Origin of the sequence: Citrobacter sp. Cm038 (assembly GCF_030333105.1) — a bacterium.
In the GTDB taxonomy this organism is placed as follows: domain Bacteria; phylum Pseudomonadota; class Gammaproteobacteria; order Enterobacterales; family Enterobacteriaceae; genus Citrobacter; species Citrobacter murliniae.
On sequence record NZ_JAOWGO010000022.1, the window covers coordinates 56928 to 81792 of the forward strand.

Sequence of the window (24865 nt, forward strand, 5' to 3'; positions counted from 1 at the left end):
ATAACAGGAATAAACAATGAGTTATGAAATTGCAGCGACGGGGCTGAATGCCGTCAACGAACAACTTGATGGGATCAGTAACAACATCGCTAACTCCGGAACGGTGGGGTACAAATCCATGACCACGCAGTTTTCCGCCATGTATGCGGGAACGCAGGCGATGGGCGTGAGTGTGGCCGGCTCTGCACAAAGCATCTCGACGGGGGGCTCCATGGTTTCAACCGGAAACGCGTTGGATCTGGCCATCAATAACGACGGTTTTTTTGTGACATGCGATAGCGCAGGAAACATTTCCTATACGCGTGCCGGGTCTTTCGTGACCGATAAAAACGGCTATATCGTAAACGCTACCGGTGATTATCTGCAGGGCTATCCGGTTGATGACAGCGGTACGCTGCAAACCGGTACAGTCACTGATATTCAGATTAAAACCGGCAATATTCCGGCACAGGCAACGGACAGTATGACGTTCACGGCAAACTTTAATGCCAGTGATGAGGTTATCGATCGTGATGGTGATGCAACTGCGACACCACCTGTTGATGCTGTACCTTTTGATCCTAACAACAGCGATACCTATACCGACAGCTACACCACAACCGTGTATGACTCATTGGGTAATGAACACTCGGTCAGCCAGTACTTTACCAAGACGGCGGATAATACCTGGGAAGTTGATTATACCTTTGATGGCGAGAAGCAGGACGGCGTACCACCCACCACGCTGACGTTCGATCCGAATACCGGCAAGCTGGTCTCTCCAACTACACCACAAACGATCACTTTTACTACCGATGAAGCCGCGCCAATTTCAATGACTGTCGATTACTCAGATTGTACTCAGTACGGTTCTGATTTCTCGGTGACTACAAACTCCGCGACCGGTTATGCCTCCGCAACGCAAAACGGCGTTCAGGTTGATGACGACGGTAAAGTTTACGCCACCTACAGCAACGGCGAACGTATGTTACAAGGCCAGGTTGTACTGGCAACCTTCCCGAATGATAGCGGGCTGCAAGCGGTGAGCGGCACTGCCTGGGTGCAAACCGGTGAATCCGGTACGCCGTTGATTGGCGTCCCTGGCTCTGGTACCTGCGGCACGCTCGCTTCCGGCATGCTTGAAAGCTCCAATGTGGATATCACCAATGAACTGGTTAACCTGATGACGGCCCAGCGTAACTACCAGGCGAACACGAAAGTGATCTCGACCAGTACGCAGCTGGATCAGGCCCTCTTCCAGGCGATGTAAGGCACTCATAAATGGATCGGTTGATATATACCGCACTGAGCGGTGCCACTCAGACGCTGCTGGAACAGCAGATTAGCGCCAATAACCTCGCCAATGTGAACACCAATGGTTTTCGCGCGGATATGGCGATGGCGAGTAATGACAAAGTGAAGGGTGGTGGTTTCGATACGCGTTTTATGGCGAAGGAAAGCCCGAGTGGCGTCAATGACAGTATCGGCGTTGCGGAAAAAACAGAGCGTCCGCTGGATGTTTCTATTCAGGGCGGTGGCTATATCGCCGTGCAGGATAAGGCGGGAAATGAGGTCTATACCCGTAACGGCAATATTCAGCAGGACGACCAGGGGCAATTGACGATCGACGGCAATATCGTTCTCGGTGATAACGGTCCGATTATTCTGCCGCCGAACGCGATCGCCTCTTTCGGTAGCGACGGCACACTCTCGGTGACACCAGATGATGGTGATGTAACTGCCACAATGGATATTGATCGTCTGAAGCTGGTGGATATTCCGGTCAGTAATCTGGCGAAAAATACCGAAGGTATGTTGGTGACGGCTGACGGCGTACCGGCACAGCGTGATGAAAACATCAAAGTAAGCGGTGGTTTTCTGGAAAGCAGCAACGTGTCTGCGGTTAGCGAAATGATGTCTTCCATTGCGATGAACCGCCAGTTTGAAGCGCAAATCAAGATGATGAAAACCGCCGAGGAACTGAGTGACTCGGGCAACCGATTGTTACGTGGCTCTTAATCAGGGATAAAGTTTTATGAATGCAGCGTTATGGATCAGTAAAACCGGCCTGTCGGCGCAGGATGCTGAGATGAGTGCGATTGCCAACAACATCGCCAACGTCAACACCACGGGCTTTAAGCGCGACCGCGTTATGTTCCAGGATCTGTTTTATCAGACTCAGGAAGCGCCGGGCGCAATGCTTGATCAAAACAACATCATGCCGACCGGAATGCAGTTTGGCAGCGGTGTACGCATTGTTGGTACGCAGAAAACCTTCACCGAAGGGAATGTGGAAACTACTGATAATGCGATGAATGTGGCGATCATGGGACAGGGGTTCTGGCAAGTGCAAAAGGCTAACGGGGATATCGCTTATACCCGTGACGGCAACATGCAGATTAATGCTGATGGGGTGTTAACTAACTCCGAGGGGCTACCTCTGCAACCAGAGATTGATGTGCCAACCGGTGCGACCAATGTGGCATTTGGCGAAGATGGTACCGTGACGGCGATCCTTCCTGGCGATAGCGATCCGACCGAACTGGGGCAACTGACGTTGGTGAATTTCGCCAATCCGGCAGGCCTTTCAGCCGAAGGCGACAACCTGTATCTGGAAACCGCCGCCAGTGGTCAACCGACGGAAGGTATCCCGGGAGAAGATGGCCTGGGGACCTTGCAGGACAGTGCGCTGGAAGGCTCGAATGTGGATATCGTCAACGAAATGGTGGCGATGATCACCGTTCAACGTGCCTATGAGATGAACGCCAAAATGGTCTCTGCGGCAGACGATATGCTGCAGTTTATTAGCCAGACGCTGTAATACGAGAATGTAAAACGGAAATAGACAGAACGTGAAAAATTATCTCTGGCTGATAGTCCTGCTTCCCCTGTTAAGCGGGTGTGAATCGCAGGCTATGCTGGTCAAAAAGAATGACGAATTCTTCGCCCCCCCGAAAACGGAGGCACAGCCGACGGCTGATGGCCGTGCAGGGGGGGTGTTCGAAACAAGTTACAACTGGTCGTTGACGGCGGATCGCCGAGCCTATCGGGTGGGTGACATCCTGACCGTTATGCTGGAAGAGTCCACCCAATCCAGCAAACAGGCGAAAACCAATTTCGGCAAGAACAATACCGTCGATATCGGCGCGCCGACTATTTTTGGTCATACCAAAGATAATCTGTCGGGATCTATTGATGCCAATCGCGATTTCAATGGTACGGCGACATCGCAACAACAGAACAGCTTACGCGGTGAAATTACAGTATCTGTGCACTCTGTACAGCCGAACGGCATTCTGGAAATTCGCGGCGAAAAATGGCTCACCCTCAACCAGGGGGATGAATATATTCGCCTGAGCGGGCTGGTGCGTGCCGATGACATCCAGAACGATAACTCAGTTTCTTCACAACGTATTGCAGATGCGCGGATCTCGTACGCGGGTCGTGGTGCGTTGAGCGATGCCAACGCGGCAGGCTGGCTGACGCGTCTGTTTAACCATCCTCTCTTCCCGATCTAATGCAGGATTTTGATATGCAACACCTAAGCGGGCGCTGGATGAAGGCGTTAAGTGGCGTCTTGATCGCTCTCAGCCTTGTTGTGTCTGGTACGACGCAGGCGCAATCTCTGGAATCTCTGGTCAATGTCCAGGGTGTCAGGGAAAACCAACTCATCGGTTACAGCCTGGTTGTTGGGCTGGATGGGACCGGGGATAAAAACCAGGTCAAGTTTACAAACCAGACCATCACCAACATGTTGCGTCAGTTCGGTGTTCAGTTACCGTCCAAGATTGATCCAAAGGTGAAAAACGTCGCGGCGGTGGCCGTCAGTGCATCACTGCCGCCAATGTACTCACGTGGGCAGACCATTGATGTCACAGTCTCTTCAATTGGCGACGCCAAAAGCCTGCGCGGTGGCACATTGTTGCTTACCCAGCTACATGGCGCTGACGGAGAAGTTTATGCCCTGGCGCAGGGGAGCGTGGTGGTCGGCGGGATGAATGCGACCGGTGCCAGCGGCTCCAGCGTTACAGTGAATACGCCGACGGCGGGACTTATCCCGAACGGTGCATCAGTGGAGCGTGAAATACCCAGCGACTTCCAGATGGGCGATACCATCACGCTTAATCTGAAACGTCCCTCTTTTAAAGATGCTAATAACATTGCGGGGGCGATCAACGCGGCATTTGGCGGTATTGCAACTGCGCAAAGCTCGACAAACGTTATCGTTCGTGCCCCAACCAGTCCAGGTGCTCGCGTTGCCTTTATGTCCCAGTTGGATGATGTACAGGTACTGGCCGAAAAAGTCCGTGCTCGCGTGGTGTTTAACTCGCGTACTGGCACGGTCGTCATGGGAGAGGGGATCGCCCTGCATGCGGCGGCAGTATCCCACGGCAGCCTGACGGTTTCTATCAACGAAAGCAGCAATGTTAGCCAGCCTAATGCCCTGGCTGGTGGCCGTACTGCGGTTACTCCACAGAGCAATATATCGGTGAATCATGCCCGACCTGGGGTGATTAACTTACCGGAGTCCAGCAGCCTGAAAACACTGGTTAATGCTCTCAATAGCCTGGGCGCAACGCCGGACGACATTATGTCTATTTTGCAGGCGCTGCATGAAGCTGGTGCGCTGGATGCCGACCTGGAGGTGATCTGATGGCTGACATCAAGGTGAATCACAGCGGGGGCGTTGACGGTAGCGATGCGTTAATGGGACCCAAAATTAAAGATAACGATTTGCAGAAAGCGGCTCAGCAGTTTGAGGCGATTTTTTTACGCAACATGATGAAAGAGATGCGTAAAACCAATGAGATCTTTGATTCAAAAGATAACCCGTTTAACAGCAACTCGGTGCGTATGATGCAGGGTTTTTATGACGACCAATTGAGCAACAGTCTGGCCCAACATAACGGGATTGGGATTGCGGCCATGATCGTGAAGCAACTCTCACCCCACCACAAAGGATAAAGGTCAGGCGGCGGCTTAAGAACCGCGGTTTTGCGCCGCTCTTTATCGGCAAGGTTGTTAACGACAGACCGGGCGACAGGCCGGCAAGGATTCTTTGATGGATATGATTAATATTGGCTACAGCGGCGCATCTACGGCGCAGGTGGAGTTGAACGTCACTGCGCAAAACACCGCCAACGCGCTGACGGATGGTTACACCAGGCAGGTTGCTGTCACCAGTACCATTGGCGCCAGTTCGGGCTCGTCAAACAGCGCCGGTAATGGTGTGCAGGTGGACAGTATTCGCCGGGTGTCGAACCAGTATCAGGTGAATCAGGTCTGGTATTCTGCCAGCGAATTTCATTACTACGACACCCAACAGGGATACCTGCTCCAGTTGGAAACGGTACTTAGCGATGACAACAGTAACCTGAACGCGGGATTTGATAATTTTTTTGCTGCGCTGAGCGAGGCGACAACCAGCCCGGATGACTCTGCTTTACGTGAACAGGTGATCAGCGAGTCTGGTGCGCTGGCGCTGCGTGTGAATAACACTCTGGATTATATCGACTCGCAAAGTAGTGAGATTGCCAGCCAGGAGCAGGCATATGTTGCTCAGGTGAATACGTTGACCAGCGGCATTGCCAGTTATAACCAGCAGATCACCGAGGCGGAAGCGAACGGTGATAACGCATCTGCCCTGTACGACGCCCGCGATCAATTGGTTGAACAGCTTAGCGGCATCATGGATGTTCAGGTCAATATTGATGATGAGGGGAACTACGACGTTACGTTGCAAAATGGTCAGCCATTGGTCAGCGGACAAGAAAGTTCAACCATTGCATTGGAAACCAATGCTGATGGCACTCAGAGCATGTCACTGACGTTTGCCGGAACGACATCGTCAATGAATTCCGATACGGGTGGCGCTTTAGGTGCGCTGTTCGATTACCAGAACGAAGTGCTGACGCCGCTGAGCGGTACTATCAACAGTATGGCGGAACAATTTGCCAATGCGGTGAATACTCAGCTTGCACAAGGCTATGACCTGAACGGTAATCCCGGCGAGCCGCTGTTTATTTATGATGAAAACTCTGCCGATGGCCCACTGGAGGTTAACCCGGATATCACCGCCGATGAACTGGCATTTTCCAGTTCGCCGGACGAAAGCGGCAATAGCGATAATCTGCAGGCGTTGATCAACATTTCCACCGAACCGCTGGAAATTGAAGGACTAGGAAGCGTGACCGTCGGTGAAGCTTGCTCATCGATCATCAGCAACATCGGTATTTACAGCCAGCAGACTCAAACGGAAGCGACGGCAGCATCGAACGTTTACTCTGAAGCACAAAACCAACAGAGCAGCGTCAGCGGCGTCAGTATGGATGAAGAAGCGGTGAATCTTATTACTTATCAGCAAATCTATGAGGCCAACCTGAAAGTGATCTCTACGGGTGCTGATATTTTCGATTCCGTGCTGGAAATGTGTAGCTAACCTGGAGGGTTATTATTATGCGAGTCTCTACCCAACAATCTTATGTGTCCATGACGCAGAGTTTTAATAATCTCTCCAGCCAACTGTCACATGTTGTTGAGCAAATGGCGACCGGGAAAAGTATTTTGCTGCCGTCTGATGATCCGATAGCCGCTACCCGTATCACCCAGCTTAATCGCCAGCAAACCGCTCTCGATCAATATCAGAGTAATATTGATTCCGCATCGTCGGGTATGAGCCAGCAGGAGTCGATTCTTGATGGGGTTAACAACGATCTGTTAGCGATACGCGACGATCTGCTGGAGGCGGCGAACGGCACTAATACCGCTGATTCGTTAGCCAGTCTGGGCCAGGATATTCAGTCTATGACCGAGGCTATGGTATCAGCATTAAATTATCAGGATGAAGACGGCCACTATGTATTTGGCGGTACGGTCAACGATCAGCCGCCGATTGTTGCAGTGGATGATGACGGTGATGGTGTAACTGACAGCTACACCTATCAGGGCAACAGCAATCATCGTCAAACCACGGTTTCCAATGGCGTTGAGGTTGATACTAATGTCGCAGTCAGTGATTTTTTTGGCAGTAGTCTTGATGTACTGAACACGCTCACGTCGCTGTCGAAAGAGCTACAGGATCCATCAGTTGACCCTTCCAATCCGCAAGTGCAAAGCGATATTCAGAATGCCATCGATACAGTGGATGACGCCTCTGATTCTCTCAATGTGTCAATCGCTTCGTTGGGGGAAACGCAGAATACGATGACCATGCTGAGTGATGCCCAGACGGATATCTCCACCTCTAACGATCAGCTTATCAGCCAGTTGAGCGATCTGGATTACGGCCCCGCGTCTATTGAATTTACCGGGCTGGAAATGGCGATGGAAGCCACCTTGAAAACCTACTCCAAAGTGAGTGAGTTAAACCTTTTTAGTGTGATTTAACAATTAGCAACGGTTCAGGAACAGTATGCAGGTCGGTTTAAATACAACATCACTCTCCGCTAACGGAGCGCTCAATCCTTCCGTTCAACAGCATGCTGTTGCTCAGAATGCTCCCGTCCGTCAAAAGTTACCCGCAACGGCGAGTGATTACCCGGCCTCTCCACTGATCACTACCCGGCCCCAGCGTTACAGTGTTCAGCTCAACGACCAGCTCACTACGCTGCAACAGGCCGATCACTATCTGGGCCAACTGGAGCAGCATTTGCTGGATTATCGCCATGCGGCACGTCGTGGCGGGCAGGCGCAGCAGCAGAAGGGGGCCGATCTTACACAGTGGCTGGAAAAACGATCGTCGCTCTCCGGTGGAGCGGTCGATCGTCAATTGCGCCCGGTATTGCAGGGGGAAGCGCGAGTGACGTTCCAATCGCCTGATCTGGTGCGGATGCTGCAAAAAAATGTCTCGGAGTCGCGGATGTTCAGCGTCTCCGATGGACGGCAAACTCAGCTTTCTGCGGTGGTGGTCGGAGACGATGTCGAGTCTGGCCAATATAAAATGATGATGAGTCATGCGCTGCGTCGTGTTGGAGTGCAAATGCACGAGCAGCAGGGCATGCTCAACTTTTCCACCACAGAAAAACAGTGGCCTCAGGTGGAAAAGACGCTGAGCGCACGCGATGTGGAGGCAAAGTCATCAACGTTTACCCCGTTGAAAACCTTTGCCGATCCTTCGCGAGCAGAAGAATTGTTGCAGAGCCTGTCACGAGGAAATTCCCGTACTCCAGATGCCATACAACACGCCCTGGATGCCATTGGCGATCAGAGGGCGCAAATGGCGACCCAGCAAGAGAAAGCCCGACAATTGATTGATGGTATGGCGCGCTTCCCACAGGCAGAAAGCGCAGTAAAAGCATCGGAGTCACTTGGTGGAATACTGGATCACGCTAATCATAATTATCAGGTGTTAGCGCAAGCGGTTAACGGGCAGGCCAGACTTTCTGGCCAGACCGTGCGGAGTTTATTACGTTAGTCAGACTGACATGCTTTTGCTTGTGATATAAACGAGGATGGATCCAAGACAAGCAGGCCACCAGCATCCTGATTAAAAAGTAAAATTTGCTGCGTATCTAAATGGAACCACCACATACGCAGATTATGTTCGTTAACAAAGGCGCCTAAATTCGACAGGCGGCGATCCGTATGATCGGTTTCTGCACCGCTAAAATGAAATTCTCCCTGCTTAGCCGTGCCAGAATAGCGATTAATACATGCCGATACCTTAAATATTGAGGGGGTATTGTTACCTTCCCCGATTGGCAGGAAGGTTAGGGTTGTGTTTTTTCCAGGAGGGCTCAAGATGAGTTCGTAATGAGAACTTTCCCCAGTGGCAAGGTTATAATTACTGGCAACAGTGTTTTCAATGTGTGCATGTACCATAAATGAAGCGAGCGAAAAAAAAGTAAACGCAATGTAAGAAAAATAGTTATTTGCACTTAGGAATTTCATTTAACATTTTCTCCACTTCTTTAAACATAATAGCATTCATTTCATTATCTTTGTTCTGCCAGTTATCAAAATTCAATACCAGCTGCCAACTGTCATTGCATTGATTGCTAAGCACAATATCAAGGACAAACTTACTCAGAGACTCTCTGTAGTACACATTCATTGTCATATTATGTGAGATCAACAACGGATTGATATGTTGCATTCCTGGTAAAAGATGTTGAGAAAAAAAAGATGTCGTTTTATTTTTGGTATCAGTATCGTAAAGATGATAGACCGAGATCTGACTGGCATTATCAGTGTTTTCTTTTATCAACTGTGGTACATCAACAGGTTTTGTCGCGAACGGAGCTTCAAAGTAATACATGAAAATAAATAAAAATAGAGTGATAGCGATGACAGGCAATGTTATGAATACGGCTCTATAGGGATGCCGTGATGTGATGTTTTCTTTCTCTTTTTTTTCTGGTGATTCATTGATAAGTAATGACTTATCATGGTTTTCCAGTTGTTCATGGCCTGCCTCGTTGTCCTCCTCAGGTGTCCTGCAAGCGGGAGACAGTATGCTCTCTTCAGCGACCTCGGTTTCATCATTAATTAATGTCTGATCACTGAGGGTGGTAAGGTAACTTTTATTAAATAAATAGCCTTTTTTGGGGATGGTCTTAATAATTTCTTGTTGTTTTCCATCATCATCAATCGCAACACGTAAAGCATGAATAGCCGTCGGAAGGCTATTCCCACCCACAATACGACTTTTCCAGACTTCGCTCATTAAATATGAACGAGATAAAACAGAGTCGGCATTTTTAGCTAATGTTTCTAAAAGAATAAAATGGTATTCGCCCAGACGGCGCGTTTCACCTGTCTCGCAATGGATCAGGGCATTAAGCGAAGGATCCATCCGCCAGTTGTTGACTATAATACTCATGGTTTGGTTTACCTGTGCAAGAATTTTTATATCCCTGATGCCACACCGTTAAATATTAGTGCATTAAAGTTCTGGATAAACAGAGATATCGTACTGGCTGGAAAGTGACAGTTTAAGTATAGAGTGTTTTTTTGCGTAGTCCAAAAATGGACTTGGAATGTAACGAAAGCACTAAAAACTCACAATATAAAAGTAGACTGCATTTGCAACGAAATGTAAAAAAAAGCGCAGGGTTGGTGAAATAAAAAGATCTGATTTGAGTTTAATCTCATTGGTTTCATGGTGTTAACGATTTTTGGTTATCAGGGGTAATGGCTTAATGAGATATTACTAATAATCTTTTTATTTAAGCTCAATTTGCGCTTGTCTTGGTTTTGAGTGCTGACAACAACAGCACAGAATGCTTAATGATGATGTCGGCAAAAAAAATTTATGTGGTGCTTTAAGTTTTCTGAACGGGTGGTCGTTTTTACAGGGTATCGAAACGAAGATGATTATTCCCAAGGAGCTGTACCATGTTATCAATTAATACCAATACCGCATCAATGGCGGCTGTTAACGCAATCAACAAAAGTAGTTCATCTCTGTCTACTTCTATGGAACGCCTGGCGACGGGTAGCCGTATTAACTCTTCTGCAGATGACGCCGCAGGCAAACAAATTGCTAACCGTCTGACTGCACAGTCAAGCGGTATGGGTGTTGCGCTGAGCAACATTCAGGACGCAACCGCAATGCTGCAAACTGCAGATAGCACGTTTGATGAAATGACCGACGTTCTGGGTCGTATGAAAGACTTGTCCACGCAAGCAGCGAACGGAACATACAACGCTGACGACATGCAGGCTATGCAGGATGAGTTTGATGAACTGGGTCAGCAGATGTCCGACATGCTGCAGAACACCACCTACGGCGGTACTAACCTGTTTGGTACAGCTTCTGGCAGCAACACCGGTGCTTCTGGTCTGTTCCAGAGCGCAGTGACCTTCCAGGTTGGTGCTGAATCTTCTGACACCATGACTGTGGATATCTCCAGCCAGCTGGACACTCTGGTAACTGACCTGACCGCTGTCAGCACCTCTTTCGGCGCCGATCAGTCGGGTGCAACGGGTGTTTCCGGTGGTACTGAACTGACCACTTCTGGTTCTGCAAACGCGATGATCGGTACCATTCAGACTGCAATGGATGACGTTTCTAAAATTCAGTCCAAGTTGGGTGCGTCTATCAACCGTCTGAACGACACTGCGAATAACCTGACCAGCATGCAGGACAACACTGAAGTGGCAATCGGTAACATTATGGATACCGATTACGCGACGGAAGCCTCCAACATGACGCAACAACAGGTGCTGATGCAAACCGGTATTACCATGCTGAAGCAGTCCAACAGCATGTCCAGCATGGTGTCCAGCCTGCTGCAGTAATTCTGTTCAGTGGTGAAATTGCGCCAATCACAACACCGCCGACTGGCGGTGTTGTGCTTTCAGCGGCAGAGGGTTGGTCTGCAAGCTTCCCGCTCAGCGGAAATTTGATTTCCTCGTGCTCAATAATTTGTTGATTTTAAATGAAATGTAAAATTGGCACACCTCTTGCTTAAGTATCAATAACGTCGCACGGAGTTATTCATGATTAACCCAAGAACCATGGCGAAAGCTGCCGCCTATGCGGATATCGCCACGCAAAGTGCAAACCTGATGCAACAGCAGGCGCAACTGGACGCTGAAAGTAGCGGGCTGGATTCGCTGAGTACGGCTTTAACCGATTTTCAATCGGCCATTGATGCATTAAACAGTGATACCGACGGTCCGCTGACCTTTTCGGCGACGACAAATAATGATGCAGCAACGGTGTCGGCGAACTCAGAAGCGCAGGCGGGAACGTATTCGTTTTATGTTCAGCAACTGGCTCAGGCGCAGCAGTCAACGTTCCAGATGGCAGATAATACCTACGATGCAACGGGTACGTTTGACCTGACCATGGCAGATGGCAGCACCATGGAGATCGATCTCTCTACAGCTGATAGCGATGGTGATAATAAGATCGATTCCACCGGGCTGGTGAATGCTATCAATAATTCCGATGATAACCCTGGGGTCTCGGCGGCGCTGGTAAAAACGGACGGTCAGACAACCATTATGCTGACGTCTGACAGTACCGGTGAGGATAGCGCCTTTACGGCGACCGTGAATGGAAACGTCATTGCCAGCCCCGACACCGCGATGACAAAAGCGCAAGATGCTGTGATTTGTCTGGGGGGAGCTAGTGGGCAAACCATAACCAGCAGCACCAATACCTTTGATGATGTGATCCCTGGTGTGAGCATGACTTTCACAGAAGCCAGCGATCCCGATGATCCCAGTGATGTTACCACTATTACCATTGCGGAAGACTCCAGCGCTTCGCAGGCAAAAGTACAAACTTTTGTAGATGCTTATAACACGCTTATCGATACCGTCAATTCACTCACCAGCAATGGTGGTAATGGTTCAAATCCCGGTGTATTTGCGGGCGATGCAGGACTCAGTTCGTTAACGAGCCAACTCGATGACATAGCGCATGCTTACTATGGCGGTGTGTCGATCGTGGATTACGGCATTTCGCTGGATTCTGACGGCCATTTACAGGTCGACTCAGATAAGTTTAACGAAGCGATGGAAGAGAATCCGGATGGCCTGACTTCTATCTTCGTCGGTGACGACAGCATGGTCGCACAGATGGACAGCCTGATGGAAAGCTACCTGGATTCCAGCACCGGTATTATCGCCATGCGTGAGGATAATATTGAGGATCAGCAGGGCAAAATCCAGGACGAAAGCGATCAGCTCACTCAAACCTATAACACCAACTATGACCGCTACCTGGAAGAGTACACCAATACGCTGATTGAAACGTACACCATGAAAGTGAGTATGGCTGCGTTTATGTAAGCAACTGGTTTAGCAAAAGAATAGAGAGTCAACATGTACGACACGCAGGATGGTTATTCGCAATACAAAGAGATGGATCTTGCTGCCCGCACGGCTGCCGCTTCACCGTTAGAGCTGGTACTGGTGCTGTTCTCCGGTTTGATGGATGAACTGGAGCGCGCTAAAAGTCACATCGAGAACAAACGTTTCGAGAAGAAGGCGCAAAGCATCAATAAATGCATCGATATTCTCAACGCCTTAACCAGTTCGCTGGAGTTTGAAACAGGTGGCGAACTGGTGGTGAATTTGTCCCGCCTTTATGACCATTGCGTCTACCGTCTGTATGAAGCCAGCGGTGAAATGTCATTGGAAAAAATTGATGAAGTGATCCTGATTCTGACCAATCTGCGCACAGGCTGGGAAGGTCTGTCGGCCAAACTTGGATAGGGCGATGGAAAGAGAGCAACAGCAACAGCAGCTCTATGCCCTGGTCGATGCGATGAACGAAGCTCTGGACAAAAATCGCTGGCGACGATTGCCCGCGCTGCATAAGCAAGTGATGCGCGTCTTTCATGAATATGAAGCATGGGAACAAGACGTCACAGCGCTGCATGAAGTGAAAAATCACATGCGTGCGGCATTTTCAGCGCTGATTGAGCGCCGTGAGCGACGTGCGGAAGAGCTCAAAACGCGTATGGATAAACATCAGCAAAATCAGGAGGGGATGATGGCGTATTCAATGGTTAATTTAATTTCGGAGAAGGCATGAACCCTGTATTAGCGGCTCTGGCCAGTGCGCTGGCAGAGGCCGCGCCCGAAAAGGCCTCTATTTCGGCCCCGGCACCTTCCGGGAGCGGCAGCGCATTTACTTTACCACAGGCGGGGTTTAACGCTGTGGCGGAACGTCTGCTCGGTGCAAAAGTTAACCAGCAGCAGGCGTCTGCTGCTGAGCGTCATCACGATGATACCAACCCAGCAGCAATGCAGGCATTACTGGCTATGCTGCTGGCGCATCCAGCTCAGACGGCGGTTCCCGCTGCTTCACAGAAACCACCTGATGGTGACGTGTTGAAAATGCTGTCGCAGGTGCAATCCGGAAATACAGAAGGGGCGCTCGCCCGGCAACTGGCAAGCGCAATGGCGCAGCAGGAAAAACCCGCAGCAGTTGCGCAGAATGTGAAAGATCTCTCCTCACTTCCGCCTAAACTACAAGCGTTGTTGACGTCATTAACCCAGGATATGCCGCAGGCAACACCTGAGCAGCAGGCAAAACTGAGCACGTTTTCCGCCCAGGATTTACGTGCGATCTCTCCGGAACAGCCGCCACTCTCTTCCCCGCAGCAAATGACTGCTCGAGTGAAATCAGCGGAAGCTCCTCTTCCGCGCTCAATGGCGGTGGTAAAAAAAAGTGGCAGCAGTGATGTGAGTCAGTCCACCTCCGCCCAGAACTTGCTCAATATGTCCGCTCGGATGAATCAACCAGCGAATGCTGTTGCTGATCGTAGCATGGCGCCGATGCAAATTTCTGAGTCTGTGGCAATGTCGCCAGATGAACTGGGGGAGAAACTCACGGCACTGCTGAAAGACCGGATTCAGTTTCAATTAGGTCAGCAGCAGCAAATTTCTACCATTCGTCTGGACCCTCCATCACTTGGCAAACTGGAAATTGCCGTACAGCTGGATGCGGGAAAGCTGATGGTTCACATCGGCGCAAATCAGAGTGATGTCTGCCGTTCGTTGCAGCAATTTAGCGAGAACTTACGTCAGCATCTGACGGCGCAGAACTTCATGGAAGTGAATGTGCAGGTCTCCTCTGAAGGGCAATCGCAACAGCGGCAGCAACAACAGCAGTCAGGTCATCAACAGGATGAGGTGACGTCGGCATTAACCCTTAATAATGAACCTCAATTTCAACGGAATGAATCCGTTTTGATCAAAGTGTAAAAGCAAAATGAAGAAAATTGTTATCGCGTGTGTAATCAGTTCCGTCGTGGCTCTGGGTATTGCGGGGGGAGCCGCGTGGGGTATTTATCATTTTATGGCAAAGGGAACCACAGCTGCGACGACACATCCTGCCGCAGAAGCAGAAAATAGCCTTGATGATACCAGCAGTATTTTTGTCTCCTTACCTGAAACGGTGGTCACTCTTCATGACAGTGAAGGTGAAGATCATTACATGGTGGCTGAATTAGTTATGGTTGTGAATACAGACAAAGATGCTGAAAAAATAAAGAAAGAAGAACCGTTATATCAGAGTATTACTGTCGATAAGCTTTCAAATATGAAATATGAAGAGATTCGTTCTTTAAAAATATCAGAAATCAGGACGATGGTTTCTAATACGTTGAAAAAAGAATTAACAACCCGAAAAATGGCTGCACTGTATAAGGATATTCTGGTGAAAAAAGTCGTGTTTCAATAAACGGCAAGCCAGGAAATAAAATGATACAGGAAGCTTACGAATCAGAAGATTTTAATGCGACACCCGTGCTCACGCCACAGGAAGAGAGTCATTATTTACAGGCTTATCTTCCACTGGTACGCAAAGTCGTGCGGCAACTTGCGCCGCAATGTACCTGCGTTATCGACAGGCAGGATATGGAGCAAACGGCGCTGATGGGGTTGCTGAATGCAATTCGTCGCTACGGTATGCCTGATGAAGGCTTTGCCGGATATGCCGTACATCGCATACGTGGGGCAATTCTGGATGAACTACGCAGCCTCGACTGGCGTCCTCGCCAGTTACGACAGAAATACCATCAGATTAAAGATCTGATTCGTGATGCGCGCAAACAACTCGGACACGAGCCTGGGTGGGAAGAGCTCTCACAGTTGGGATTGTCGTCAGAAGATTATCAAGAATACCAACAGCTGGAAGGTGCAGAAACACTGGCCAGTCTGGATGAATTATTGAGTGGTGACATGTCAGTTGTCACGCTCGAAGGGCGGGGGCTTGAGGAACAAATTGTTACTCAGGAAATGTTGAGCCATGCCCTGAGACAACTCAGTGAAAAAGAGGGCCTCGTGCTCTCAATGTATTACCAGCACGATATGAATTTAAAAGAGATTGCGCTGGTGTTGGGGCTGACGGAAGCCCGAATTTGTCAAATGAATAAAAAAATCACGCAGAAGATTCGTGATTGTTTATACCAAGATTAACAATTACGCATCGCGATGCGGAGGATGTAATGCAAAAGATTTTTGGTCTATTGGTCATTTTAGGCTGTGTATTTGGTGGTTATTTTGAAGCTGGTGGGCAGTTAATTGCTATTTGGCAACCGGCGGAAATTATCATTATTATCGGGGCGGGTTTGGGGGCCATGATTATTGGTAACCCGATGCATGTGCTTAAAGAGATCATCCACCAAATTAAAGGGGTGATCAGTAAAAAGAAAATGGGGCCGGAGTTTCAGCGCCAGTTACTGATGTGCCTGTATGAACTGCTGGAAATGGTACAAAACGGTGGGCTGCGTATGCTGGATCAGCATATAGAACAGCCGGAAGAAAGTACCATCTTTCAAAAATACCCGCTGGTGCTGACACAAAAACGCCTGGTGACATTTATTGCGGATAACTTCCGCCTGATGGCTATGGGAAAAATTGATGCCCATGAACTGGAAGGCATTCTTGATCAGGAGCTGGATACGGCGGAAGAGTCTCTGTTAACCCCCTCGCGTTCACTACAGCGTACCGCAGAGGCGATGCCTGGTTTTGGTATTTGTGCGGCGGTGCTGGGGATTATCATCACCATGCAGTCTATCGATGGATCTATCGCACTAATCGGTCTGAAAGTTGCCGCCGCGCTGGTGGGGACCTTTTTAGGGGTATTCATCTGCTACTGCCTGATGGATCCGCTGGCGAACGCTATGGAACAACAGGCCCGTGCAGAGCATTCTCTGCTGGAATGTGTGCGTACCGTGTTGGTGGCGCAGGCGGGCGGTAAACCGACTCTGCTGGCCGTAGATGCGGGTCGTAAACTCCTTCACCTGGCTTCTAAACCCACATTTGCCAATCTGGATGCATGGGTCAATGCGATGCTGGAGCAAGAATAAGCATGGGGAAGGGGCCAAATCGTCGTGACCGCGGTGCAAAGACCACTATTATCCGGCGACAAATTAAAAAGAATCATGCAGGTCATCATGGCGGCGCATGGAAGGTGGCATTTGCTGACTTCACGCTGGCGATGATGGCGCTCTTTATGACGCTGTGGATTGTGAACAGCGTCAGTAAGGCCGATCGTGAAAATATCGTGGCGGCACTACACGGTCAGTCAATTTTTAATGGTGGCGGTATGGCACCGTTAAACAAACTGGGTAAACAGCCGATTGCGCCGGGTGCCCAGAAGAAAAACGTCACGCCAAACAAACTTGATAAAACCACGCATCCGCAAGAGACCGCGAAGGTCACAGAAGAAAACGCCAAAAAGGCGCTGGATGTAAATGAGAAAACGGTATTACTGAAGCAAAAATCGGCGCGTGAACTCGGTGAACTGGCGACCAACATCAATGCTATTGCCCGCAATGCACATATGGAAACCAATCTGGAAATGGAGATCGTTCCCCAGGGGTTGCGGGTGCTGATTAAAGATGACCAGAACCGGAATATGTTTGAACGCGGCAGTGCGAAAATTATGCCGTTCTTTAAATCATTGCTGGTTGAGCTTGCTCCTGTATTTGATTCGCTGGATAACAGGATCATCATTACCGGACATACGGATGCGATGAGTTATAAGAGCAACATCTATAACAACTGGAATCTTTCTGGCGATCGCGCATTGTCGGCCCGTCGTGTTCTGGAAGATGCCGGAATGCCTCAGGATAAAGTCATGCAGGTCAGTGCAATGGCGGATCAAATGCTGCTGGATGCGAATAATCCAGAGAGCGCAGGTAACCGCCGCATTGAGATCATGGTGTTGACGCAAAGCGCTTCCGACACGCTGTATCAGTATTTTGGTCAGCATGGAGAGAAGGTGGTGCAACCGCTGGTGGACAAGCTGGATAAGCAAAAGCAGGTGACTTCCTTGAGTCAACAACCCGTTTCTGTACCTCATTAATTCTGTTCTCTGCTCCCACGCAACGTGGGGGCATTTTTTCTCAAGAGAGTCGCATGATTGCTGTAACCGATTTAATTCCCTTAGATATTCCGACCGATAGTAATATTGATGTTACTCGTCAGGGGGCGCATTTCGACAATGTTTCCGGTATCTGGTACACCGAACCTCGTCAGCTGAATGAGGCACTCCGTGGTTATGCTTACGATACTGATGCTTTTAATATCGTGGCACCTTACTGCCTGGTGATTACATCGAAGATGCACTGTTGGAGCTGCCACCAGCCAACGCGTATTCATGGAGTGATGTTTACCCGCTTTATTAAACAAAATCAGGATGGTAAAGGCTGGCAGTCTGTGCGGCGCAATACGTTTCTCTTCCATATTAATTCTCTGCCTGATGAGATAAAAAAGAACATCAAGGCCAGCAATTACTATCTGGATAAGAGTAAAACAACCGGGCTTCGCTACTGGATGAATCATTGTGAAATTTGTGGCGAACGGTTGGGCGACTACGAGCTTTTTTGCATCGAAGATGAGGCATTTCATCAGATGACCATTGAGAGGATCCTGCGGGCAAATGTCAGAAAAGTGAATAAGCTGTTTGTCAGTTTGGCGGGCAATCCCGCGGATCATGCGCCGAAAGACGTTGTACGTTACCTGTGTGACGCTCGCTTTGTCATGAATGAACCGGAGCCAGCGTAATCCCCCGCGTAAGGCAGATTCATACTTCTCACGATACAAAAATACTGTATACTTAAACAGTGTTGTGGGAGGCGAGTTATGCGCAAAATCATACATGTCGATATGGACTGCTTTTTCGCGGCGGTGGAAATGCGCGATAACCCCGCCCTGCGTGATATTCCCATTGCTATCGGTGGGAGCCGTGAACGCAGAGGGGTCATCAGTACGGCTAATTACCCGGCGAGGAAATTTGGTGTACGCAGTGCGATGCCCACAGGAATGGCGCTAAAATTGTGTCCGCATCTCACCTTATTGCCTGGGCGCTATGAGGCTTATAAAGAAGCCTCCAGCCAGATCCAGGCTATCTTTTCGCGCTACACCTCACTCATCGAGCCTCTTTCCCTGGATGAAGCCTACCTGGATGTGACCGACAGCACCCATTGTCACGGCTCCGCCACGCTGATTGCCCACGAGATACGCCAGACGATTTTTAATGAGTTACAACTCACCGCCTCGGCGGGGATTGCACCGGTTAAGTTCCTGGCCAAAATCGCCTCAGATTTGAATAAACCCAACGGGCAATATGTGATAACCCCTGCGGATGTCCCTGAATTCATCAGAACGTTACCCCTGGGGAAAATTCCTGGCGTCGGGAAAGTTTCTGCTGCAAAGCTCGAAGCCATGGGGTTGCGCACCTGCGAGGATGTACAAAAATGCGATCTGGCCATATTGCTTAAGCGTTTTGGTAAATTTGGTCGGGTGCTGTGGGAGCGCAGCCAGGGGATTGACGAACGGGATGTCAGCAATGACAGAATGCGTAAGTCAGTTGGCGTCGAGCGTACCCTCGCGGAAGACATTCATGAGTGGCCAGAGTGCGAGGCGATCATCGAACGGCTTTACCCGGAACTGGAACGACGTCTGGCGAAAGTGAAGCCGGATCTCTTCATCGCTCGCCAGGGCATTAAATTAAAGTTTAATGATTTTCAGCAGACGACGCAGGAACACGTCTGGCCGCGCTTAAATAAAGACGATTTAATTGCAACCGCGCGTAAAACCTGGGATGAGCGTCGGGGAGGGCGGGGAGTTCGGCTGGTGGGATTACACGTGACGCTGCTGGATCCGCAGCTCGAGAGACAACTGTTGTTAGGACTCTAACCTGGATTATTTGCCGGACAGAGGCGTTAACGCCGCCATCCGGCAATGTATTACAGAGAGTTATTTCGCCGGAATAGATTTCAACAGCTCAGTCAGCAGCGTCCAGTAATGGCCGACGCTTTCAATATGAACCTGTTCATCCGGGGAGTGCGGACCGGTGATGGTTGGCCCGATGGACACCATGTCCATATCCGGATACGGTTTCTTGAACAGACCGCATTCCAGACCTGCGTGGATAATCTGGATGTTCGGCGTCTTGTTGAACAGACGCTGATAGGTTTCACGCACCAGATGCATCACTGGGGAGTTAGCGTCCGGTTGCCAGCCAGGATACGCGCCTTTGGCTTCGGTTTTTGCACCAGCCAGCTTGCCCAGAGAATCCAGCATACTCACGACATAGTCTTTACCGCTGTCGATCAGCGAGCGAACCAGGCAGTGAATCTGCACGTTATCGTCAGTCATAGTGACAACGCCGACGTTCAGGGAGGTTTCCACAACGCCTTTCGCCACATCTGAATTACGGATCACACCGTTTGGTGTGGCGTTCAGCAGGCGAACAAAGGTATCGCGAGACTGAGCAGTCAGCGCGGCTTTATCATTGGCAACAGCATCCAGCAACAGAGCCAGATTCTTCTCTTTTGCTGCCAGTTCGTTTTTCAGTACGTCCTGATAAGTGTTCACCAGCGCTTTTAACGCATCGACTTTATCTGCGGCAACGGCGAGGGTAGCAAAGGCTTCACGTGGAATCGCGTTACGCAGCGTACCGCCGTTGAAATCAACCAGACGCAGATCCAGCTCTTCAGCGTGGCCTGCCAGGAAACGTACCAGCAGCTTGTTAGCATTACCGAGGCCAACGTGAATTTCGCCACCGGAGTGACCACCCTTCAGACCTTTTAACGTCAGCTTAAAGCTCTGGAAACCAGCTGGAATGGCTTCACGAGATAGCGGCAGGTTAGAGGTAAAGTCGATCCCCCCGGCGCAACCCATGTAGATCTCACCTTCTTCTTCGGAGTCGGTGTTGATCAGAATGTCTGCCTGCAGCCAGTTAGCTTGCAGACCAAACGCGCCGTCCATACCTGCTTCTTCAGTCATGGTCAGCAGAACTTCCAGCGGGCCATGGACGACATTGTCATCAGCCAGAACCGCCAGCGCAGAGGCCATACCGATACCGTTATCTGCACCCAGAGTGGTGCCGCGGGCTTTCACCCATTCGCCGTCGATATAAGGCTGGATAGGATCTTTAGTGAAGTCGTGGACGGTGTCGTTGTTTTTCTGCGGCACCATATCCAGGTGCGCCTGCAGAACGACCGGCTTGCGGTTTTCCATTCCTGCGGTAGCGGGTTTACGAATCAGGATATTACCGACCTGATCGCGCTCGACGTGAAAACCTTTCTCTTTGGCCCAGCTCAGAATGTGTTCAGCGAGCTGCTCTTCATGATAGGACGGATGAGGAATAGAACAGATTTTAGCAAAAATATCCCACAGCGGTTGTGGAGATAATTGAGACAGTTCAGACACGTTGAGTCTCCTTGGCGATGTCCTACAAAATTGACTTGCAGGCCACAGGGTTAGCAGAATTAAAAACACCACAAGTCAGGCTTGCGAGATGCGATTGAGAATACCACTTTCTCTGCTCGCGGGTAGTATAAAGCATGCAAAAAGAGGCGTGGATTCCGCTAAACACTGGTTTTTAGTGCGTCAGATCTCTATAATCTCGCGCAACCTATTTCCCCCTCGAACACTTTTTAAGCCGTAGATAAACAGGCTGGGACACTTCACATGAGCGAAAAATACGTCGTCACCTGGGACATGTTGCAAATTCATGCACGTAAACTGGCGAGCCGCCTGATGCCTTCTGAACAATGGAAAGGCATCATTGCCGTTAGCCGTGGTGGTCTGGTGCCGGGCGCATTGCTGGCGCGTGAATTGGGTATTCGTCATGTTGATACCGTATGTATCTCCAGCTACGATCACGATAACCAGCGCGAACTGAAAGTGCTGAAGCGTGCCGAAGGTGACGGTGAAGGTTTCATCGTTATTGATGACCTCGTTGACACCGGTGGTACCGCCGTTGCCATTCGCGAAATGTACCCTAAAGCACATTTCGTCACCATCTTCGCTAAACCAGCAGGCCGCCCGCTGGTGAATGATTATGTAGTTGATATCCCTCAGGATACCTGGATTGAGCAACCGTGGGATATGGGCGTGGTGTTCGTCCCGCCAATTTCTGGTCGCTAATCAATAACGCTTTCAACGCCTGGCCATGCCGGGCGTTGTTCTTTATTAAGCCCCATCAGGTTACAATGCGCCTTAGTGAGTATTCATGGAGGCCGCAAGAATGTCACAGGCTAACCTCAGCGAAGTTCTGTTTAAACCCCGCTTCAAACACCCTGAAACGTCAACGCTTGTTCGTCGTTTTAATCACGGTGCGCAGCCGTCCGTGCAATCTGCTCTGGATGGAAAAACAATCCCGCACTGGTATCGCATGGTTAACCGTCTGATGTGGATCTGGCGTGGTGTCGATCCGCGTGAAATCCTTGAAGTGCAGGCTCGCATCGTCATGAGCGAAGCGGAGCGCACGGATAAAGAGCTCTACGACACGGTAATTGGTTACCGTGGTGGGAACTGGATATATGAGTGGGCAAAGCAGGCGATGGACTGGCAACAAAAAGCTGCCCAGGAACAGGACCCACAAATTAGCGGACGCCACTGGTTGCACGCATCCACGCTGTACAACATTGCTGCTTATCCGCACCTGAAAGGCGACGAGCTGGCAGAACAAGCTCAGGCCCTCGCGAATCGCGCCTATGAAGAGGCAGCTCAGCGCTTGCCCGGCACACTGCGTGAAATGGAATTTGCCGTCACTGGCGGCGCGCCCATCACGGCATTTTTACATATGCCAAAAGGTGACGGTCCGTTCCCGACCGTATTGATGTGTGGTGGTCTGGATTCAATGCAAACGGACTACTACACCCTGTATGAGCGCTATTTCGCCCCACGTGGTATTGCGATGCTGACGCTGGACATGCCTTCGGTCGGATTCTCATCTAAATGGAAACTGACACAGGATTCCAGTCTGCTTCATCAGCATGTTTTAAAAGCACTGCCTAATATTCCGTGGGTGGATCATACCCGTGTAGCTGCGTTTGGTTTTCGCTTTGGCGCTAACGTGGCAGTACGCTTGGCGTATCTTGAACCTTCGCGCCTGAAAGCGGTGGCCTGCCTTGGGCCGGTGGTTCATGCGCTGCTCAGTGACCCACAGCGTCAGGCTTCTGTTCCTGAAATGTATCTTGACGTGTTGGCCAGTCGCCTGGGTATGCACGATGCCTCAGATGAAGCGCTGCGGGTTGAGCTAAATCGCTATTCATTAAAAGTACAAGGCCTGCTGGGAAGACGCTGCCCAACGCCGATGCTTTCGGGATTCTGGAAAAACGATCCGTTCAGCCCGGAAGAGGAGTCTCGCTTAATCGCATCTTCATCTTCTGACGGTAAGCTACTGGAGATCCCGTTCAATCCGGTGTATCGGAATTTTGACAAAGCGTTGCAAGAAATAACCGGGTGGATCAATCATAGATTGTGTTAATAGATTGCTAAATTTTATTGATTTGGTAAAACAGTTGCTTCACCTAAGGAGATCGCAATGACGTTACCGAGTGGGCACCCGAAAAGTAGATTGATCAAGAAATTCACCGCGCTTGGCCCGTACATCCGGGAAGGGCAGTGCGAAGATAATCGGTTTTTTTTCGATTGTCTGGCTGTTTGCGTCAACGTGAAACCCGCACCGGAGAAACGTGAATTCTGGGGCTGGTGGATGGAGCTGGAGGCACAGGAAAAACGCTTTACGTACAGCTACCAGTTTGGTTTGTTTGATAAAGACGGCAACTGGACTGCCGTGCCGATTAAAGAGACTGAAGTGGTAGAGCGGCTGGAATACACCTTGCGTGAGTTCCATGAAAAATTGCGTGGGCTGTTAACGTCGCTGAATCTGGCGCTGGAACCTGCTGACGATTTTAAGGATGAACCGGTTAAATTAACGGCATAATGAACAGTAAAATGCCGGATGGCGGCGCAACCCCATCCGGCATTTTTTATGCTATATCAGAACTGGTAGGTCATACCCACCGCGACGATATCATCGTTGTTGATGGCCAGCTTATTATCGCTATCCAGCTGGTTGATTTTATAATCAACAAATGCCGACATATTTTTGTTGAAATAATATGTTGCACCAACATCGATATAATTCACCAGATCTTCATTGCCTACGCCTTCAATATCTTTGCCTTTCGACAACACATAACCTAGTGACGGACGCAGACCAAAGTCAAATTGATACTGGACAACCGCTTCGAAGTTTTGTGTTTTGTTGGCAAAGCCACCGGAAATAGGTGTCATATTGCGTGTTTCAGAATACATTGTCGCAATATAAATATCGTTGGCATCATATTTTAAGCCCGTGGCCCAGGCTTCCGCTTTATCACCTGTCCCGCGGCTTTGCAGATTTTGCTGATTCGTACGATCGGAATTGGTGTAAGCGCCGCTGATAGCGAAATCGCTGCCGCCAAAGTCGTAGGTCACAGAAGTACCAAAACCATCACCGTTTTGTTTCTTCACATCGCGGTCCTGGTTTTTACCCTGGTATTGCAGGGTGAGATCCAGACCATCTACAACGCCGAAGAAGTCGGTGTTACGGTAAGTCGCCAGGCCGCTGGCGCGCTTGGTCATGAAGTTATCGGTCTGCGCGGAAGAGTCGCCACCGAATTCCGGGAACATATCCGTCCACGCTTCTACGTCGTACAGCGCGCCCAGGTTACGGCCATAATCAAAGGAACCGAGATTTTTTAATTTCAGACCGGCGAAGGCCAGACGCGTTTTTTGCTGGTTTGAATCGCTTTCGGCTTTATTGCCCGCGAACTCTGCTTCCCAACGACCATAACCCGTCAGTTGATCGTTAATTTGCGTTTCGCCTTTAAAACCTAAACGGATATAGCTCTGATCGCCGTCTTTGCTGTCATAATCCGTCATGTAGTGCATGGCTTTAACCTTGCCATACAAATCCAGTTTATTCCCGTTCTTGTTATAGATTTCTGCTGCCTGTACAGATGCCGATGCAACAATACCCATCACCACTAATGCCAGAGTGCTCTTTTTCATTTTCATTCCTGATTTAAAGTACGCGCTTAAATTTTTCTGGGTGTGATCCCCGTTTAAAAACAGGATGGTTTTTATCGTCCGGGAATGAACGTTTTATGACAAAGTAAGAATATTTTTAAAA

At 49.7% G+C, this 24865-nt stretch carries 27 protein-coding genes; 23 read left to right on the forward strand and 4 right to left on the reverse strand.

Annotation, left to right across the window (positions count from 1 at the left end; genetic code table 11):
• The first annotated feature begins 16 nt into the window (after nt 1-16).
• The 9 genes from flgE to OGY01_RS11670 all read left to right on the forward strand — a co-directional run bounded on the left by flgE (nt 17) and on the right by OGY01_RS11670 (nt 8392).
• The gene (gene flgE / locus OGY01_RS11630; protein WP_045440177.1) at nt 17-1249 is read left to right on the forward strand and encodes a flagellar hook protein FlgE; all 1233 of its coding nucleotides are present in this window, start codon (nt 17-19) and stop codon (nt 1247-1249) included.
• Between the two features lie 11 nt (nt 1250-1260).
• The gene (locus OGY01_RS11635) at nt 1261-1998 is read left to right on the forward strand and encodes a flagellar basal body rod protein FlgF (RefSeq protein ID WP_045440180.1); all 738 of its coding nucleotides are present in this window, start codon (nt 1261-1263) and stop codon (nt 1996-1998) included.
• Between the two features lie 16 nt (nt 1999-2014).
• Nucleotides 2015-2800 (forward strand): flagellar basal-body rod protein FlgG, encoded by a 786-nt coding sequence (gene flgG, locus OGY01_RS11640; RefSeq protein ID WP_045440182.1) that lies wholly within the window; start codon nt 2015-2017, stop codon nt 2798-2800.
• A 31-nt stretch (nt 2801-2831) separates the two neighbouring features.
• Nucleotides 2832-3497: a flagellar basal body L-ring protein FlgH gene (gene flgH, locus OGY01_RS11645; RefSeq protein ID WP_045440184.1), complete on the forward strand. Its 666-nt coding sequence runs from the start codon at nt 2832-2834 to the stop codon at nt 3495-3497.
• A gap of 14 nt (nt 3498-3511) precedes the next feature.
• Entirely contained in the window at nt 3512-4633 is a 1122-nt protein-coding gene (locus OGY01_RS11650) for a flagellar basal body P-ring protein FlgI (protein WP_045440187.1), read from the forward strand.
• Complete coding sequence (locus tag OGY01_RS11655; RefSeq protein ID WP_200041920.1) at nt 4633-4944, forward strand: rod-binding protein; 312 nt, start codon at nt 4633-4635, stop codon at nt 4942-4944. The genes OGY01_RS11650 and OGY01_RS11655 overlap by 1 nt, the downstream gene beginning before the upstream one ends.
• Before the next feature lie 97 nt (nt 4945-5041).
• Entirely contained in the window at nt 5042-6418 is a 1377-nt protein-coding gene (gene flgK, locus OGY01_RS11660; RefSeq protein WP_045440192.1) for a flagellar hook-associated protein FlgK, read from the forward strand.
• A gap of 17 nt (nt 6419-6435) precedes the next feature.
• Nucleotides 6436-7365 carry a flagellar hook-associated protein FlgL gene (flgL, locus tag OGY01_RS11665; protein WP_045440194.1) on the forward strand — a complete coding sequence of 310 codons (930 nt, stop codon included), beginning with the start codon at nt 6436-6438 and terminating at the stop codon, nt 7363-7365.
• 25 nt (nt 7366-7390) lie between these two features.
• On the forward strand, nt 7391-8392 hold the full coding sequence (locus OGY01_RS11670; RefSeq protein WP_286493131.1) for a flagellar hook-associated protein: 1002 nt from the start codon (nt 7391-7393) through the stop codon (nt 8390-8392).
• On the opposite strand, the gene OGY01_RS11675 is transcribed toward OGY01_RS11670, so the two are convergent.
• Together OGY01_RS11675 and OGY01_RS11680 are read right to left on the reverse strand one after the other, a co-directional pair.
• On the reverse strand, nt 8389-8868 hold the full coding sequence (locus OGY01_RS11675) for a hypothetical protein (RefSeq protein WP_045440201.1): 480 nt from the start codon (nt 8866-8868) through the stop codon (nt 8389-8391). The two genes, OGY01_RS11670 and OGY01_RS11675, sit on opposite strands and share 4 nt — an antisense overlap.
• Complete coding sequence (locus OGY01_RS11680; protein ID WP_286493132.1) at nt 8846-9799, reverse strand: transcriptional regulator; 954 nt, start codon at nt 9797-9799, stop codon at nt 8846-8848. The genes OGY01_RS11675 and OGY01_RS11680 overlap by 23 nt, the downstream gene beginning before the upstream one ends.
• Before the next feature lie 515 nt (nt 9800-10314).
• Here OGY01_RS11680 and lafA point away from each other — a divergent pair.
• From lafA to dinB, 11 genes are all read left to right on the forward strand, one after another.
• Nucleotides 10315-11220, forward strand: coding sequence for a lateral flagellin LafA (gene lafA / locus OGY01_RS11685; RefSeq protein WP_045440205.1), 906 nt, complete (start codon nt 10315-10317; stop codon nt 11218-11220).
• A 201-nt stretch (nt 11221-11421) separates the two neighbouring features.
• The gene (gene fliD / locus OGY01_RS11690; RefSeq protein WP_286493133.1) at nt 11422-12723 is read left to right on the forward strand and encodes a flagellar filament capping protein FliD; all 1302 of its coding nucleotides are present in this window, start codon (nt 11422-11424) and stop codon (nt 12721-12723) included.
• A 33-nt stretch (nt 12724-12756) separates the two neighbouring features.
• A complete protein-coding gene (gene fliS / locus OGY01_RS11695) occupies nt 12757-13149 on the forward strand; it encodes a flagellar export chaperone FliS (RefSeq protein ID WP_045440209.1) in 393 nt (130 codons plus the stop codon).
• Nucleotides 13150-13153: 4 nt separating this feature from the next.
• Nucleotides 13154-13471, forward strand: a complete 318-nt coding sequence (locus tag OGY01_RS11700) for a flagellar protein FliT (protein WP_200041924.1) — start codon at nt 13154-13156, stop codon at nt 13469-13471.
• Nucleotides 13468-14646 (forward strand): flagellar hook-length control protein FliK, encoded by a 1179-nt coding sequence (locus tag OGY01_RS11705; RefSeq protein WP_286493135.1) that lies wholly within the window; start codon nt 13468-13470, stop codon nt 14644-14646. The genes OGY01_RS11700 and OGY01_RS11705 overlap by 4 nt, the downstream gene beginning before the upstream one ends.
• A gap of 7 nt (nt 14647-14653) precedes the next feature.
• The gene (locus tag OGY01_RS11710) at nt 14654-15124 is read left to right on the forward strand and encodes a flagellar basal body-associated FliL family protein (RefSeq protein WP_286493136.1); all 471 of its coding nucleotides are present in this window, start codon (nt 14654-14656) and stop codon (nt 15122-15124) included.
• A gap of 20 nt (nt 15125-15144) precedes the next feature.
• Nucleotides 15145-15861 (forward strand): FliA/WhiG family RNA polymerase sigma factor, encoded by a 717-nt coding sequence (locus OGY01_RS11715; RefSeq protein WP_045440222.1) that lies wholly within the window; start codon nt 15145-15147, stop codon nt 15859-15861.
• Nucleotides 15862-15890: 29 nt separating this feature from the next.
• Complete coding sequence (motA, locus tag OGY01_RS11720; RefSeq protein ID WP_045440225.1) at nt 15891-16754, forward strand: flagellar motor stator protein MotA; 864 nt, start codon at nt 15891-15893, stop codon at nt 16752-16754.
• Between the two features lie 2 nt (nt 16755-16756).
• Nucleotides 16757-17755: a putative lateral flagellar export/assembly protein LafU gene (gene lafU, locus OGY01_RS11725; protein WP_045440228.1), complete on the forward strand. Its 999-nt coding sequence runs from the start codon at nt 16757-16759 to the stop codon at nt 17753-17755.
• 53 nt (nt 17756-17808) lie between these two features.
• On the forward strand, nt 17809-18456 hold the full coding sequence (locus OGY01_RS11730) for a DNA primase (RefSeq protein WP_286493137.1): 648 nt from the start codon (nt 17809-17811) through the stop codon (nt 18454-18456).
• A 78-nt stretch (nt 18457-18534) separates the two neighbouring features.
• On the forward strand, nt 18535-19590 hold the full coding sequence (gene dinB / locus OGY01_RS11735; RefSeq protein WP_045440234.1) for a DNA polymerase IV: 1056 nt from the start codon (nt 18535-18537) through the stop codon (nt 19588-19590).
• A gap of 60 nt (nt 19591-19650) precedes the next feature.
• On the opposite strand, the gene pepD is transcribed toward dinB, so the two are convergent.
• The gene (gene pepD, locus OGY01_RS11740; RefSeq protein WP_286493138.1) at nt 19651-21108 is read right to left on the reverse strand and encodes a cytosol nonspecific dipeptidase; all 1458 of its coding nucleotides are present in this window, start codon (nt 21106-21108) and stop codon (nt 19651-19653) included.
• A gap of 261 nt (nt 21109-21369) precedes the next feature.
• Here pepD and gpt point away from each other — a divergent pair, with 261 nt between their 5' ends.
• The 3 genes from gpt (at nt 21370) to crl (ending at nt 23632) form a co-directional block, all read left to right on the forward strand.
• On the forward strand, nt 21370-21828 hold the full coding sequence (gpt, locus tag OGY01_RS11745) for a xanthine phosphoribosyltransferase (protein ID WP_003031380.1): 459 nt from the start codon (nt 21370-21372) through the stop codon (nt 21826-21828).
• A gap of 100 nt (nt 21829-21928) precedes the next feature.
• A complete protein-coding gene (gene frsA, locus OGY01_RS11750; protein ID WP_045440242.1) occupies nt 21929-23173 on the forward strand; it encodes an esterase FrsA in 1245 nt (414 codons plus the stop codon).
• A 57-nt stretch (nt 23174-23230) separates the two neighbouring features.
• Nucleotides 23231-23632, forward strand: a complete 402-nt coding sequence (gene crl, locus OGY01_RS11755) for a sigma factor-binding protein Crl (protein WP_045440244.1) — start codon at nt 23231-23233, stop codon at nt 23630-23632.
• A gap of 56 nt (nt 23633-23688) precedes the next feature.
• Here the strand turns inward: crl and phoE are convergent, their stop codons facing one another.
• Nucleotides 23689-24744 (reverse strand): phosphoporin PhoE, encoded by a 1056-nt coding sequence (phoE, locus tag OGY01_RS11760; RefSeq protein WP_045440249.1) that lies wholly within the window; start codon nt 24742-24744, stop codon nt 23689-23691.
• Nucleotides 24745-24865 lie beyond the last annotated feature (121 nt).